The organism is Allobosea sp. 05T422_2, assembly GCF_056396265.1.
The window spans coordinates 1-14,744 of the sequence record NZ_JBFTLD010000163.1 but is presented as its reverse complement, the minus strand read 5'-3'; the positions used below and the strand labels follow the sequence as shown (position 1 = coordinate 14,744).

Below are 14,744 nucleotides of genomic sequence, written 5' to 3'. Positions count from 1 at the left end.
GGCCGTGATGGGAGCACTGGGGCAACAGAAGTCGGCGGCGGGATTGGATGCGTCAGGCCTCGCCCAGATGTTGACGTCACAGAAGGCGAACATCTCGGCTGCCTTGCCCGCGGGCTTTGCTGACATGCTTGGCAAAGCTGGCCTTCTCGGCGCTGTCGGCAGTGGCGCGAGCACTGTCGCGGACACTGCAAGGTCGACAGCGTCCACGACCGGCGCCATGGCCGATCGTGCGGCGGCACAGGCGAGAACCGGTGGAATGCCGGGGTGGCTGACATGGGCCTTGCCGATCCTTGCGGTGCTTGCGGTAGGCTGGTGGTTCTTCGGGCGTCATGCGCCCGTCGTCGTTGAACAGCCCAGGCCTGTGGCAACTCAGCCGGTGCTGCCGGCTCAAACCGCTATTGGACAGGCAGGCGCCGTGGCAACGCAAGCGCTGCAGTCCCTGCAGAACGTGACTGCCGGCGGCGTAAACGTCGGGACCGAGATTCAAACGGCGATTGATGGGCTCGCAAGCACGCTCAAGGGCGTTACGGACGCGGCCTCAGCAAAGGCGGCGCTGCCACGGTTGCAGGGCGCGGCAGCCCAGTTCGACAAGGTCAACGGCGTGGCCAGTCAGCTGCCTGCCAGCAGCCGCTCCGCGCTGACGGCCTTGATCGGCGCCGTCAGGCCGTCGCTGGAGGACCTGTTCACCAAGGTGCTGGCGATCCCCGGCGTGGCCGAGATCGCCAAGCCGACGATCGATGGTGTGCGGGCGAATCTCGACGCGCTGGCGCGGGCCTAGCGCGAGGCAGGCCGTTCGTGATGTTTCGATAGCGCGCCGAGCGCAGGAGGCCGTGATGGCGATCAAGGCGAACTTTGGAGCAGATGAATGGAAATTGATCCTGGGCAGCCCGCTATTGGCCGGCATGGCGGTCACGCTTGCCGAGCCTAACGGGCTGTGGGGCGTGTTCAAGGAGAGCCTGGCCAGCGGGCGTGCGCTTCTGAGCGCCAGGAGCGACGCGGACGCGGGCGAGCTTGCGAAAGCCATTGTTGCCGACATGGAGAGCTCGGAAGGGCGCGGCGAGGCACGCGAGTCGCTTCGCGCCGAACTGGCAGGAAAGACCCCGGCAGATGCGAAGCAGAGCATTCTGGCAATGCTGACGCGCGTAGCGCAAATCGTCGACGCCAAGGCCCCGACCGAAGCTCCTGCATTCAAGACATGGCTCTCGCATGTGGCAGAGACGGTGGCGGAGGCCTCGAGCGAAGGCGGCTTCATGGGGTTTGGGGGAACCCAGGTCAGCGCGGCGGAGAAGGCCACCCTGACCGATGTGGCAAAGGCGCTGAGCGCCGCTTGAGTGAGACGCATCACGCAAGCGCATGCGTGAATGAGATAGGAGATTGACTGAGTTTCCAGGGAGCGCTGCACGGCGGCGCAGCCCATGAGCCCTTTCGAAGKGCGGGAGAGTTGGCCTGGGTGCAATCCGGCCCGCGGCGCAATGAGTCGAAACCGTCGTCGCAGGCTTGGGGTGCACCGTGCCCAGGCGATCAGTTCGCGAGGATGGGCCTATGAAACTTGCGCGAAGCTGTAGGCTGCTCATCATTGGCATGACCAGCTTTCTTGTGGCCCAGCCCGCCCAATCCGCCGGTCTCCTGGATGACCTGGCGCGCGCACTGTTCGGGCAACCCCGGCCGCCCCCGCAAGTCTATTTCGTTCCACCCGCGCCGCTGAGCGTGACCGTCCACCCCAAGCGGCGGCAGCAGCCGCGCAAACTCGTGGCGTCCAAGCCGACCGCGCCGGTGGTCAAACTCGATCCGGCCGTTGATCCATACTGGTATCTGGATGACCCGACCTTGCGGCGCGGCGATATCGTCGTGACCCATGCGGACGTGCTGGTCTTCGAGGGCCGCGCCAGCCAGAGCCATCGCGCCAGCGATTTCACGGCCCTCAACCGATCCCGGCTCGTGTCGAAAGCGACGCAGCAGCGGGTTGGCGCGGCTACCGGCGCCCACACGTCCGTGCCGCCAGCGGGCGTTCAAACGATGGCGGCTCGCGACCCGGCAAACTGATCCGCAGTCACTCGTGGCGTTGTTCGCAGTCGGTCCCGGCGCGCTGAATATCCTGCTGCGCAGTTCGTGCCCCGCGCAGACCACTGAGGCCCCGTATCCGAGCCGCCGCGTGCGGTGACTGGCTGGCGGGCAGTCACAAAGCTGCGACGGTGCGGAAGGCGTCGTCCTGGCTCCGCCGCCGGGGGCGCTGCCCTGGCATCGAAAACAATGTAGAATGCGACCGTGTCCACCCCGGCATGACACTCTTAACTGTCATCATGCCGCGCATGGGTGAGAGCCCGTCACTCCGACCTCATTGGTTCCCGGGAGCGTGCGTAAAACTGCGCGTTACACTTCCTCTGGAGTAAACCCAAATCATGCACTAATAATCAACCAGACCTTGGTATGAACCGATCGTTGAAGTCGTCGCGACGCAGACGATCTGAGTGCAGGAAGCTTGGCAGTGCTCCGGACATGCATCGTACTCGCGGCCATGATGGTCGCAATCCCAGTCAGTGCTCGCGAAACCGTTACATATAAGGGAGATGGGACGCCAGGCGCCATCGTCATCAAGACAAAGGAACGGCGGCTTTACCTGGTGCAGGGAGACGGAACCGCCATTCGCTACAAGGTAGCGGTCGGGAAGTCATCCAAGCAATGGCTCGGAGCGGTCGAGGTCGAGGGTAAGCATGTTGCGCCTGCCTGGTCGCCTCCCGATGAGATCAAGCGGGACAACCCAAGTCTGCCGGACGTCATCCCGGGAGGCTCCCCACGAAATCCGATGGGAGCGCGCGCGCTCACATTGTCCGGCGGAGGTCAGTACGCGATTCACGGCACTAACAGGCCGGATTCCATAGGCACCTTCGCGTCCTATGGCTGCTTTCGCATGTTCAATGACGACATCGTCGATCTGTTCGACCGCGTCGCCGTCGGTACGCCGGTTATCGTCCTGCGCTGACAGGCACGCGCGCAGCGCTTTTCGGCGTTGCCACCCGCTGCTCGTCGCGCATATGCGAATGAACAGCGGGATGACCTCGCGGCTTACTGCTGAAGGGATGCCGGCATTGCGTCGTCTCTGGCGCGCCCGGCGTTGACCGCGCGCAGGCTGGCGATGTACTCAGCCGGGTAGAGCATTGTATTGTCAGGGGCCTTCAGGCCCATGTACTGCGCAACTTCGCCAACCCATCTGTTGCAGTTATAGAGCACGGCATGCCAAGCCGTCGGCTTCCGCTGCTTCTGCCTGATATAGGCCGCTACCCGTTGATACTGGGCTTCGGTCAACAGAACCCGGTACCGCGCCGAGATGTATTCATCCTCCAGGTCGCCGTCGCTGGGGCCTGTCTCCGCTGGAACGGGAAGGACGTGCCCGACAGACCAGAGCTGCGGGCCTTCGCCGGCCGGATGCAGGCCGGCAACCTGATCTGCCCGAACCTGGCCGACTTCGCCCCGTGCGTTCAGCCGGCCATAGACGAGAAAGGTATGGCCGTAGCTCAGTGCATAGCGCGACCGAAACTCGACGAAGTACTGACCGCTTCGCTGGTCAGCCTGCCGTCGGGAGTGCCGGGATGCCGTCCTGCYGACCGAGCCGGTCGCCCGTGGGTCGGGCGCGATAGCCTCATCGCTGGCCTCGGGAGGAGGCAGGTAGCGATCCTCCTGGGCACTGGCAGGAGCCAGCCAGAGAGGCAAAGAAATGGCAGCAGCACAAGCAAAGAGAATGCTGGCGCGCGCCAGATTGTTTGATTTGTTCCGCATCGCAGAGCTCCGGTTTCCGGAAGAAGAACAGCCTCGGCGATAGGCACGACAACAGCAGTAGCCGTGTCATCAAACTCCCGGAAGAGTTTCTAATCAAATGAAGAAAACGGCCGGATTGTTCCGGCCGTTTTCAGAATATCGAGCGTCAGCCCTTCGTAACGATCGGAGAAGCAACTGGAGGGGGAGCCTTCCCCTTGCCCTTGCCAATACCATAAGTGGTGCAGCCACCAACGCCCACCAACGCAACGGATACAGCCAAGATCATAAGCTTTTTCATTGATTCGCCCTCGTTGAGAACATTGCAACTATGACTGAAACAAGTTCGGCTACTAGTGCGGATGCGCAACACCAAACCCACTTCCTTGCCCCGGATCGCGGCAGTGCGGCACAACGTCGAGTATTCCAAATATCCTCAGCACTTTCAATCGGCTAAGGCCGGGTTTTGCTGGAGCGAAGACGTTCGTGGTTTCCGGAGGCTGAACCGTCCGAAGGTGCTCTAGCGTCCTCGATGCTTCGCTCATTGTTCCCGAGCAACGCCCTTAACCGCTGGAGTTCATTCTTCGTCCAGGCGAAGTCGAGTCATGCAAGGTCGAAGCTAGAGAACTCTTAGCCCGCCGCCAGAATAGACATGGATCCTTCGCCGCACAGCGTACTGGTKGCGACAATATCGCCACCAACGCGCGACGAGCGCATCGGTATGTCACCTGACCTTCATCACTCGGTTGACCGGGCCGATCGCAAAGGCGGTTCCCTTGCGGAGTACTCGGCAGAATGCCTGGGCAGATCCGGCGTTCTCCGCCGCTTCACCCTCTTGGGAGCCAGAGCGACGGAGCCCTCTGCGCGCGTAGGTCGCGAGACTGTGACCTTGCCCTCAGGCGTGGAACCTTGGCATGACGCGCCCGGTCCGCGCCATGTAGTCGCCATATTCCGCACCGAACGCATCGAGCATCAGGCGCTCTTCCTGGCCGACGCGGAAGAAGTACAACGTTCCAAAACCGACCAGGCCGGACAGCCCGGCGATAAAGTTGGGCAGCAGGAGAGCCTGGGCAATCGCCCACAGCCAGAACGCCGAATACATGGGGTGCCGGACATAGCGGTACACGCCCTCCGTCACGAGCCGATGGCTCTCGCGGAGATCCAGAGACACGGACCAGTTGCGGCCGAGAGCCCGGTGCGTGAGGTGGAACAGGATGAGCGCCGCGATCGTGGCGAAGGCTCCGAGCCAGGCGAGAGCCGGCTCGAACGGGTAGTTCGCAACGCGCGGGAATCCGGTCGCGACATAGATGAACGGCAAGAGTCCAAGGCCCGTGAACGAAATGCTCAGCAGGATGATTTCCCGCAACCCGCGGGCGCTCCGGGAAACCGGGGTCCGGCGGGCGCGTCGCTCATGTGGAATGCGGATGATGTACCAGCCAACGGCAAGCAGGGCGTAGATCGCTTTGGCGATGCTCAGGGTCATCGCTTGGCGACCTCGGTGCTGTGATCGCCCGTCAGGGCCGGGGAGGGGGAAACGAGAAATCGACCGTCGGCATCGAGTGCTTGCATGGCACCTTCCTTGGCATTGACCTGTTGTTCTGCAAAGAGCGGCCCGCAGACGAACATGAAATAATCATACGGCGCGCGCCGATCATTGCCCCTGACGAACTGGCAATGCATCCGGTACCAGTTCTTGCGAATGCGGGGATAGCGGGCCGGATCAATCATGCGCCTGATGCTGACGCTGCGAATGATCGGTGAGCCCGTGGCGGCCAGACCCATCAGCGGCAGAGGATCGGCCCGGTAGAAATTCATCACGTCCGAGCGCGCCTGGTAGTCGGCCCAGAACACGGCGCGGCAGGCGCTCACGCGCTCGACCGCGGCGCGGAAACGACGGGCGGCGCGATGAAGCCCGATCTTGAGGGTCGACGATCCTACGGACAGAAACGTGAGGCGAGGACGGTCGTCCTGCTCCTCGAGCCCGAGCTCGATGGCGTGGTCGATGAGATCGATCGCAAGCACGGCTCCAAGGCTATGTCCGACGACGAGAATCTCGTCCACCGAGCCGCTGCGCCTGGCCTCGACAATATCGGCAGCAACGCGTCGCAGGCGCCCTTCGAGGATCGCATCGCCCCGCCGGATGTACTGGCGGGCAAAGATCCAGTCGTCAAAGAGAAGCCCCAGATAAACCCAACGATCGGCGGCGAGAAACAAGAGGAGGAAGGCGCCGATTGCTGCCAGTGCTCCAATCGCGCTGGAGTCGGTGGCTCGCGCCAGGGCCACCCCGCCAGCAAGCGAAAACGCAGCAATGATCGCCAGAATCAAGAATGGATAGAGGAAGAACATCGCGTAGCGCCAACTGGCGCGCAGATAGCCCCAGAGCGCCCCGGCCACGATAAAATCGACGAAGGCGAGGAGGCCCTGAGGAATGCGCCACCATATCGGGCGCCTGTTCGTGGCCTCCACCACATCGTCCCATCTGATTGCGCAATACTCGGTTTCGACCCGCCAGTTGGGGCCGGTCGTGAGCACTTGCCAGGTCGAGACGTCATCGCTGTTGGTAGGCTCCGACGAAACCACGGCGGCCGCCCACGCACGCTCAAAACGTCGCGTTTCCCTGACAAAGCGACCATGCACGACCGCGGGCTGCGCATGATCGTAGCCGCCGATGTGATACACGCGACGCCTGAAAACATTCGAATCCGCCATCGCCGGCTATCCTGCTCCMAATGCGTGGCCTGCGCTGTTTGTTAGTGGATCGCCGGCACTTGCGCCAGCGAGCAGCGATTCAACCGAGGGCGCAAGTGGACGACGCAGACGACGTCACTTTGTGTTCGCGAAAGGCGATCGGCCCCTTCGTACGAGCAGAAGCTCCCATTTCCCAGGACGTAGAGGCTCTCCGCCGGGGGTATTGGCCTATGGAATGAGTGACCGCGGATGAAGCGCTCGGCGAGGGCGTGCCGTCATGAGGCGGGCATGATCGGGGAGGCAGTCGCGGTCCTTCTGCCTGATTCGCTCGAACAGTGTCCGCTCCGTATAGGGTGCTACCKCCCGGTCCCAGAATAGCCGAGCCCGCGCGATATCTCGTCTGCGGCCTCCATGACCTGCTCCGCCATGAGCTTGATCATCTCGGGTGTCAGCCGGGTCGATGGCCCCGATACGCCAACCGCAGCCTCGACCACGCCGTCGGCGCGCCTGATCGGGGCCGCCAATCCATAGACGGCGCCGCGCCATTCGCCGAGGTTGACGGCATAGCCCTGCGAGCGGACCGCTGACAGTTCGTGCTCGAGCCCTTCAAGGCTATTGATGGTCCTTGGCGTGAAGGCGAGAAGATTTCGCCCAATCTCTTCGATGACATGCGAGGGTTGAAACGCGAGAATCGCCTTTCCGATCGCAACCGCGTGGGCCGGAGCCTTGCCGCCGACATCGGAGCTGGCATGAAGCGGCTCGGGGCTATCGATTTTATCGATATAGATCACATCGGCCCCAGCGAGGACCGACAGGTGCACGGTCTCGCGCGTGCGCAGGGCGAGTTCGGAGAGGTGGCGCTGCGCTTCCCGCTTCAGCTCAAGTCGGGCGAACAGGCCGACACCCAGCCCCCACAATTTCAGTGATAGCCCACACCGCCCAGTGTCGGGCTCGCGGGCGAGATAGCCCGCATGCTCAAAGACGGCCAAAGCGCTTTGAACGTGGCTTTCGCCCAGTTCGGTCTGCTCCGCCAGATCACGAACGCTCCTCGGCTGATCGCTCTTGGCCAAGGCTTCAAGAATCATCAGGCCGTCTTGAAGTGTTCTGTCCATAGGGCGGGGCACCAGACTCCCAGATCCGAACGGCATTCCAGACGTCAGGGCGCGTGTCGTTCACGCTCTCCTGCCGATTTCAGCCAGTATTCATGTCTGCAACACCATGAAACCTGCCCGAAACAACACTGAAGAGCAAGGGCAGCGACGGACCGCGCGAGCCTCCCGTTGCGAGGACCAGACGGTGCTTGTACGGCCGGTGCGTCAGGATGTCGTGGCCAGCTAAGTTGAGCCCGGCGAAGAGCGGTTTCAGGTCCGGGCGCCACTCTCGAACCAGAGAGGCGGCCGGCATCGAGGGCCAGCGGGCTCGGCAGCGCCGTCAGCTTTCCATGAGCTCCAGCAGGAAATAAGTCGTCGGGCCGGTCGGGAGATCGTTCGACAGGCGAAAGGAAACCGGGCCTGTGCCACGGGTGATCGGCGGTTTCACCGTTCCGTCGAGAGAGACAGGTGAGAGCTGCCATCGCGGCGCCGTCCTGTTGATCCGCAGATCGACCTGCCCCTTGCGGATCAGGACCGGAAGACGCCCGAAATCCTCGATGACCTTCTCCTGCCGGTCGCGGAAGGTCATGCCGGTGTTGCGGGCATCGGTGGCGAAGATCAGCAGGAAGCGGCTGCCCTTGGCGAGGGAGGCCGGCCTGTCGAGCGAGGCCAGGGCGACGAGGCCGTCACCCTCCGCGGCGTCGACGCTCATCGTTCCCAGCCTGGCCGGCAGGCTCTGCGCGGAGAAGGCGAGGGCCTCCGTCGCGGGCGTCGAAACGCGCAGCTGCCGGCTTGGGCGGCTCAGGACGATCTCGCCGGTGTCGCTCTGGTAGAGCCCCGCCGCGATATCGGTGGCATTTCCTTGCGGGAGCGCGCCGCTCTTCTTCAGCCTGTCGATGATCGCAGCCGCGCGATTGGCGTCCCGAGGCTGAAGGACTGCGATCTGTTCGCCGATGCGGTCGGCGGCCTGCAATCCGATCCGCCCGACCAGAGCCAGATCCGTCAGTTTCTCAGGCTCGCGGGCCTGCATGTCCGGGCCGAGATCATCCTCGCCGCGAACCGCGAACGGGATCGTGATCCGGGAGGTGGAGACATCGCCGCGCCTGAACAGGAGTGCGGAGAGGGTCTCGCCGGCGCGGGCCACGGGGTCGAGTGCGATCGCGTAGGGCAGCATGGCCCGCTTGTGCGGATAGGGCTCGCCATAGGCGAGAATGATCGGGCCGTGGGCGTGCCGGCAGAGCACGTCCCAGCCCTGCAGTGCGGCATAGGCCGGAAAGACGAGCCCGCCCTCGTAGCGATAGCGATTCCAGAACAGGTGATCGTATTCGCTGACGATGAACGGTTTTCCGAGCCAGCGCGCCGCCGCGATCATACGCATCGCATTGGCGCCGTCGCCGACCGAGCTCTGCTGGAGCAGCTTGCTGCCGGGCGCATAGCCCCCGATCCAGTCGTGATAGGTATTCATCGTCACGGCTTCGAGGCCACGCCTGCTGAGGGCGGTCTGGATCGTCGGCCAGTTATTGTAGGTGCTGATCAGGCCCTTGTAGCCAAGTGTGCGTAGCGCCTGGCTCATCCTTGCGGCGGATTCGGTCTCGACCTCGATGAAGAAGGCCTGCAGGTCGCGCATGCGCGCGCTATCGGCGTAACGGTTGCCGGGCAGTGCGATCGAGCCATTCTCCAGTCGCTCGGTCCAGCCGAGCCCGCCCCAGGCCTTCGAAAGAGCAGCCGTCGACGCATAGCGCTTCGCCAGCCAGCGATTGAAGGCCGTCCCGAGCATCGCGTCATACGGTGGCTTGCCGGGCCGGTCCTGCACGACGCCCTCGAACTCGATGCCGTTCTCATTGACCAGGATGACCAGCGCCAGCGCATCGTCATGGATCGGCGCGATGCCTGTATGGGGATTGACCCGTGCGAGGAATTTTTCGGTGAAGGTCTTCCAATGGGCGAGGGCGGCGTCGTCGAGATGCAGTGCGAGCTTGAGGTTGCCGGCTGGATCCCAGCGGTCGTCATAGCCGCCATAGGCGCCGCGCCACGAGGTCATTCCGTCAATGATCCAGTAGATGCCGTTCCGCTTCAGCGCGGCGAGCAGATAATGGATGCGGTCGAGCGTGTCGGGGTCGAAATCGAAATCCTTGCCGCGGCCAGACATCAGCGATGCGTCAAGGAAGGTTAGCCGGGCGATGTTGTAGCCGTGGCGCGCGAGCTGCTCTGCGTAGCGGTCGGCCCCGGCGCGATCAGGGAAGCCGCCCGAGGCAGGGCTCCATGCCAGAGAGGCGCAGAACAGGCGTTCCGGTTCTTCGGGCGCCTGGGCGAGGGCGAGACGGCCGTCCTGCCGCGCCACCACCCGCTGGCCCGCGCCGATGGAGCCCTTTGGCCCGATCGCCCGGCTGGGCAGGAGCGCGGAGAAGTCGAGCGGGCTGCCGGKGCGGATCTCCAGCGACACTTCGCGAACGGGCAACCATTGGTCGGCGGCGATGGCGCAAGGCGCGTTGGCGGTAAGCGCCAGCACCGCAGCCAATGAGGAAAGCAGTCTCTTCATGCCGACCAATCCCTATCCGGCGAACCCTGGACGATCCCGCTGCGCCTTCAGGGCCGCGACGGGCCGTGCAGGATGTAGGATTTGGTGAGGCCTGCGATCTTCTCCCGGACCAGATTCGCCCCAGGCGCATAGGAGCGGAACTCCTTCAAGGTCAGGATCTGAATCTCCTCGAAATACTCCCGGATGTGCTCCTCGGAGGGTTTGGACAGGAAGCGCCACGGCGACAGCCTGACGGCATGGCGGGCGAGCGGACGCGGCAGCCAGTGGAGGGCTGGGCAGAAGAAATGCGGTTCGATTGGGAAGACGAAGGCCGGCGTCTGGATGAAGTAGTAGTTCGAGACGCGGTTGATCTCGCGCACGAGATTGGCTCGTTTGGCCGGCGGCACGTGCTCGATCACCGAGTTGCACACCGCCACGTCGAACGACTTGTCCTCGAAGGGAAGGCGGTCTCCGTCATAGACGATGACCTTCACATCGCCGAACGAGCCGGTGAACGAGCGCGCCTGGCCGTCGTCGCGGATGTTGACCAGCGTCAGGTCCTTGGGAACGTCGGCCGGGTCGAGCTTTTCCCAGAAGTGCCTGGAGCCGCCGACGTCGCAGACCTTGAGCGAGGTGAATTCGGGGATGGTCTCCCGAAACAAGCCGCCGCGCCTCCTCCGGAAATATTCCGACGAGGAATGCACGATCCGGTCCCAGAGCGAAACGGTCTTCTCCACAGTGTCGTCGGTCATGAAGGGAGCTTTCCTGAGGTGTTCGTGGCTCGGCTGCGCCCGTCAGGCGGCCGTTCTCGCCGGTTCATGGATGATGCGGCTCTCGATCGGCGCGGCAGGGGGCCGCCGCCGCCGCAGGAAGCCCACAGGCAGCGCTGCGGCGTGGAAGAACCAGGCGACAACGGTGTAGAGCCCCATCCCGAGCCCACCCTTGCGAAGGCTCATCAACGCGACGATGCCGGCAAAGACCGCGAGGACCAGCCCGAGAGCCAACGCCTTGTCGGGCAGGAACAGCAGGATCGCGATGGAGAGCCCCCACCAGAGATAGACCGCGCTCCATAGCTTGAGCTCGGGGAGTTCGCGCAGGAGCTGGAAGAAATAGGGTTTGCCGAGCGACGCGCGCAGCAATTCGCCGGCACCATGCAGATACTTGTTCTTCCAGCGCCTCGTCAGGAGCCTGTAGGAATTGAGCGTATGGCCGAAATGCTGGACGAAGCGGCGGTCGAGCCGATGCAGTTTCCATCCGCGGCTCCGCAGGCGGATGCCGAGATCGATCTCCTCATGGCCATGCAGATTGCGGTCCGAGAGATAGCCGGCCTGCTCGATCGCGCTGCGCCGGTAGAGCCCGCCACCATTCATCCGGTCGATCGGGCCGGTTCTGTTCTCGGGTCCATTGCGCTGCACGCGTCTCGCGTATTCGAGATTGGAGACCAGCATCTCCTCGACATGTCCGGTCACGCCGGCCACGGCAGGGTTCTCGACGAGAAAACGGATGGCAGCATCGAGAAAGCTGGCATCGACCAGCATGTCTCCGTCGATCAGGCAGATGTACTCGTGGCGGGAATGCTGGAAGCCGAGCTGGGGCCCGATCCCGCAACTCGGCCGCGCCGGCGCAACGATCTGGGCGATCACGACCGGGTAGCCTGACGCGATCTCGACGGTGCGGTCGGACGAGCCGCTATCCGCGATGACCACCTCGCCCTGCAGGTCGCCAAGCGCCGCCAGCGCGCTCTCGATCGTCGCGGCGATGCGCTTCTCTTCGTTCAGGGTCTTGATGATGATCGAAACGGCCAATCGGGCCTCCAGTGTCGATACGAGCGCCACGACGTCAGAAATCCGTGAGCAGCCTGCTCCAGCTTTCCGATGCAAGGCCGCCGAAATAGATCTCGTTGCGGAGCGTGGCGTCCTTGATCTCGGCATGGCGCGTGACAAGGCAGAAATAGCCGCGGTGCTTGAAAGACAGCCAGCGCTGCCGCGATATTGCGTTCATCAGGAATGGCTGCGCCATCCCGTTCGCCTGGGCATAGCCCTCTGCGTCCAGATGCGCAAACATCTGGCCGGTGACGTCAAACTCGTGGCCCGCCGCGCATAGGAGGTTCAGGACGTTGGCTTCCCGACCCGTCTTGCCGAAGAAGAGGAAGGCGCCGATCACGCGGCCGTCCTCGGCGATCACGGTCCTGTACTGCAGGGAGCCGAGGCCCTGATTCAGCGCGGCGACGCCGACGAGCCAGTCGAACTCGGGCTTTGACCAGACCGGCCGGATTGGAAAGCGTTCCATCATCGGGCCGGCGCAGCGGAAGAACTCCTCCGGACTGGCACTGATCGTCCGGCAGCCCGCCGCCGCGGCCGGGACCAGCGAGCGCCTTCGACGGCGCAGCAGGCCATCGAACAGGCCGAGAAGGCGCAGGACGCCAGGGGACCGCGACAGCGGCACGTAGCGGCTCCACGCGATGGCCCCGGCAGCAAGCGGCCGGAACGTGCGCTGCCATTCGAGGCTCTGTACCGGCAGAACCACACCGCCTCCGGCAACCCAGTGATCGGCGCTGACCGGCGAGGCGTTGTCGGAGAAGCAGAGATCCTGCCGGGCCGCGCGCATCTGCCGGGCAAGGCGCGCCGCTCCTGCCGCGCYCTCCTTCCCATCCGCCATGAAGGCGCAGAGAACCTTGGCGATGATCGGGCGACCATGGACGGTGAATTCCATGGGAAGGGCAAGGATCGCGCTGGCAACGTTGCCGGCAGCACTGTCATAGACGATGCTGCCATGCTCCGGCCGGTAATGCGGGCTGCCGAAGAAGACCGTCTCAAGATATCCTTCCAGATCCGGCGCGACCTCGCTCTTGTGGCTACGGAAGGTCTTGCTGAACAGTCTTGCGATGATTGGGATATCGCGCTTCGTCATCGGGCGGACGCCACAGCCGCGCGGAGGGCTCTCCTCGCCATTGGTCGGGAGGGATGACTGCAGATTCTGTTGCAGGTCAGCGTCCATGCGCGATCCCCGCAGAGAGACCTTGCTTGCGCGCCTCCTCCCTGTCCCTGTTCACGACATGCAGGAGTGCCCCCCAGGCCGCAGCCACCATGGCGATCTCGATCACGTAGAATGAAACGAAAGTCCCGGTGGGCGGGGCATACCAGGTCGCGCAGGCGGCAACCGCGGCGCCGATGACGCTGCCAAGTCCCATGACCGCGGCGCGGGTCGGCTGGTGGCCCGACGCTCCGAGCGCCTCAACCGCCACGGACCACATCGCCAGCGGTATCACCACCCAGCAGAGAGCCCTGACGAAGGAGACGAGCGAGACATAGTCCTTGCCGAACAGATAGGGCAGGACCGGCGCCAGCACGAAGACGGCGATCGCCGCCGCGATGCTGATCGCCGTGGCTGCAATGAAAACCTTCCTGACGCGGGGCAGGGCGTGCTGCAGGCCAGCCGCCGTCGCCTTGGCCGAACCCGGGTAGACCAGGCGATTGAGCGCCTCGACCGAGAGATAGCTGCTTTCCAGCATCCGTCGCGCCACGCTGTAGCTCGCCACGATTTCGGCTGTCGCGACGAGGCTGAGCACGAGCAGGTCGGCGTTCTGCCGGATCGCCCGCAGGATGAAGGGAATGCTGAAATAGAGCCCGAGCGGCAGCTCTTCGCGCACGATCCGGTATTTCGGCTGGCCCAGCCCGCGAAGGGCGCGCCAGCACGCAAGCGCAACCAGTACATGGCAGGCAAACTGCCACAGCACCCAGGTCGCGAGCGTCGAAACACCGAAGACGATGCAGGCAAGGCAGGCGGCGATCGTCCGCGCGATGGCGAAGCTGACCACCACCGTGTTGGCCGAGCCGAAATCGGAATGGGCGATGAAGATCTGCTCAGCCAGCACGATGATGCGGACCAGCATGATATTCGTGACKAGCATCAKGGTGATCACTGCGACATTCGTCGCCGGATCGCTGGAGAGCGTGAAGAAAAAGGGCAGAGCCACCGCCCCGAGCAGGACCAGGAACACACCGCTGGCGGCCGTCAGGATGATGTTGTGGCCAAGCATGTCCGGATAGATCGCCCGGTCGCGCGCCACGCGGCGAACCAGGCACTCCATGGCGCCGAGCCCGCACATATGGACCGCGATGTTCGAAATCGCGGTGATGGCGACGAAGAGGCTGAACTCGTGGACGCCGAGCCAACGGGCCAGGATGGCGAAGGTCAGAAGCTGTGCGGCGGAACTGATGACGAGGCTGCCGCCTGACGCGGCATAGGACACGAGCATAGGCAGAAACGCTCTGCGATGACTCGATCCTTTCGCGTTATCCGAAGCCATCCGGTCCTGCCTTTGACAACAACCGAGATAGCGGCACTCGGTGGCGTCCACCATCGACAATACGGCCAGTAACACGCAGAAATGATTGTGCGGTTAACACCCTCCGTTCACTTCATTTCAGCCTCCGTTTACCTGACCGCCATAGTTTTTCGCGGATGAATAAGGCGCTCAGCAAGGGAAGGGGCGTTCATGCCGCGCACAGTGTTGGATTTCGACGGCAAGCCCCGGCCCGGCCTGCATCGCTTCATGGGGGTGAGCCTGGAGCTGGCGCCTGACGTTCTCGTGCCGCGCCAGGAAACCGAACTCCTCGGCCAGAGAGCAGTCGCGATCCTTCGCGAACGGGCCGCTGCCGAGCCGATCGTGGTCGACATGTGCTGTGGTGCTGTGG

13 protein-coding genes and 1 pseudogene are annotated in these 14,744 nt (G+C 63.8%); 5 read left to right on the top strand and 9 right to left on the bottom strand.

Translation table 11 applies throughout. The features are described from left to right. The first annotated feature begins 280 nt into the window (after positions 1 to 280). The 4 genes from AC1DJT_RS23790 to AC1DJT_RS23775 all read left to right on the top strand — a co-directional run bounded on the left by AC1DJT_RS23790 (position 281) and on the right by AC1DJT_RS23775 (position 2,980). Positions 281 to 778: a hypothetical protein gene (locus AC1DJT_RS23790; RefSeq protein ID WP_476834995.1), complete on the top strand. Its 498-nt coding sequence runs from the start codon at positions 281 to 283 to the stop codon at positions 776 to 778. Positions 779 to 833: 55 nt separating this feature from the next. Further along, positions 834 to 1,331 carry a hypothetical protein gene (locus tag AC1DJT_RS23785; protein WP_476770484.1) on the top strand — a complete coding sequence of 166 codons (498 nt, stop codon included), beginning with the start codon at positions 834 to 836 and terminating at the stop codon, positions 1,329 to 1,331. 211 nt (positions 1,332 to 1,542) lie between these two features. Beyond that, positions 1,543 to 2,043 (top strand): hypothetical protein, encoded by a 501-nt coding sequence (locus tag AC1DJT_RS23780; RefSeq protein WP_441490907.1) that lies wholly within the window; start codon positions 1,543 to 1,545, stop codon positions 2,041 to 2,043. A gap of 472 nt (positions 2,044 to 2,515) precedes the next feature. Then, positions 2,516 to 2,980, top strand: coding sequence for a L,D-transpeptidase (locus tag AC1DJT_RS23775; protein WP_441491071.1), 465 nt, complete (start codon positions 2,516 to 2,518; stop codon positions 2,978 to 2,980). Between the two features lie 83 nt (positions 2,981 to 3,063). On the opposite strand, the gene AC1DJT_RS23770 is transcribed toward AC1DJT_RS23775, so the two are convergent. The 9 genes from AC1DJT_RS23770 to AC1DJT_RS23730 all read right to left on the bottom strand — a co-directional run bounded on the left by AC1DJT_RS23770 (position 3,064) and on the right by AC1DJT_RS23730 (position 14,356). Further along, complete coding sequence (locus AC1DJT_RS23770; protein ID WP_476834994.1) at positions 3,064 to 3,774, bottom strand: hypothetical protein; 711 nt, start codon at positions 3,772 to 3,774, stop codon at positions 3,064 to 3,066. An 871-nt stretch (positions 3,775 to 4,645) separates the two neighbouring features. After that, complete coding sequence (locus AC1DJT_RS23765; RefSeq protein ID WP_476770486.1) at positions 4,646 to 5,233, bottom strand: protein-S-isoprenylcysteine O-methyltransferase; 588 nt, start codon at positions 5,231 to 5,233, stop codon at positions 4,646 to 4,648. Then, entirely contained in the window at positions 5,230 to 6,459 is a 1,230-nt protein-coding gene (locus AC1DJT_RS23760) for a hypothetical protein (protein ID WP_476834993.1), read from the bottom strand. The genes AC1DJT_RS23765 and AC1DJT_RS23760 overlap by 4 nt, the downstream gene beginning before the upstream one ends. Positions 6,460 to 6,794: 335 nt before the next feature. After that, a complete protein-coding gene (locus AC1DJT_RS23755) occupies positions 6,795 to 7,523 on the bottom strand; it encodes an IclR family transcriptional regulator (protein ID WP_441490903.1) in 729 nt (242 codons plus the stop codon). A 346-nt stretch (positions 7,524 to 7,869) separates the two neighbouring features. Continuing rightward, positions 7,870 to 10,068 carry a glycoside hydrolase gene (locus tag AC1DJT_RS23750; protein WP_476834992.1) on the bottom strand — a complete coding sequence of 733 codons (2,199 nt, stop codon included), beginning with the start codon at positions 10,066 to 10,068 and terminating at the stop codon, positions 7,870 to 7,872. Positions 10,069 to 10,115: 47 nt separating this feature from the next. After that, positions 10,116 to 10,799: a class I SAM-dependent methyltransferase gene (locus tag AC1DJT_RS23745; RefSeq protein WP_441507054.1), complete on the bottom strand. Its 684-nt coding sequence runs from the start codon at positions 10,797 to 10,799 to the stop codon at positions 10,116 to 10,118. Between the two features lie 42 nt (positions 10,800 to 10,841). Next, positions 10,842 to 11,852 carry a glycosyltransferase family 2 protein gene (locus tag AC1DJT_RS23740; RefSeq protein WP_476834991.1) on the bottom strand — a complete coding sequence of 337 codons (1,011 nt, stop codon included), beginning with the start codon at positions 11,850 to 11,852 and terminating at the stop codon, positions 10,842 to 10,844. A 34-nt stretch (positions 11,853 to 11,886) separates the two neighbouring features. Continuing rightward, positions 11,887 to 13,044 carry a GNAT family N-acetyltransferase gene (locus AC1DJT_RS23735; protein WP_476834990.1) on the bottom strand — a complete coding sequence of 386 codons (1,158 nt, stop codon included), beginning with the start codon at positions 13,042 to 13,044 and terminating at the stop codon, positions 11,887 to 11,889. Next, positions 13,034 to 14,356 (bottom strand): lipopolysaccharide biosynthesis protein, encoded by a 1,323-nt coding sequence (locus tag AC1DJT_RS23730; RefSeq protein WP_476834989.1) that lies wholly within the window; start codon positions 14,354 to 14,356, stop codon positions 13,034 to 13,036. Before AC1DJT_RS23730 ends, AC1DJT_RS23735 begins: the two co-directional genes overlap by 11 nt. 189 nt (positions 14,357 to 14,545) lie before the next feature. On the opposite strand from AC1DJT_RS23730, the pseudogene AC1DJT_RS23725 reads away from it, so the two are divergent. Beyond that, a pseudogene (locus AC1DJT_RS23725) lies at positions 14,546 to 14,744 on the top strand (N5-glutamine methyltransferase family protein); the annotation flags it as partial.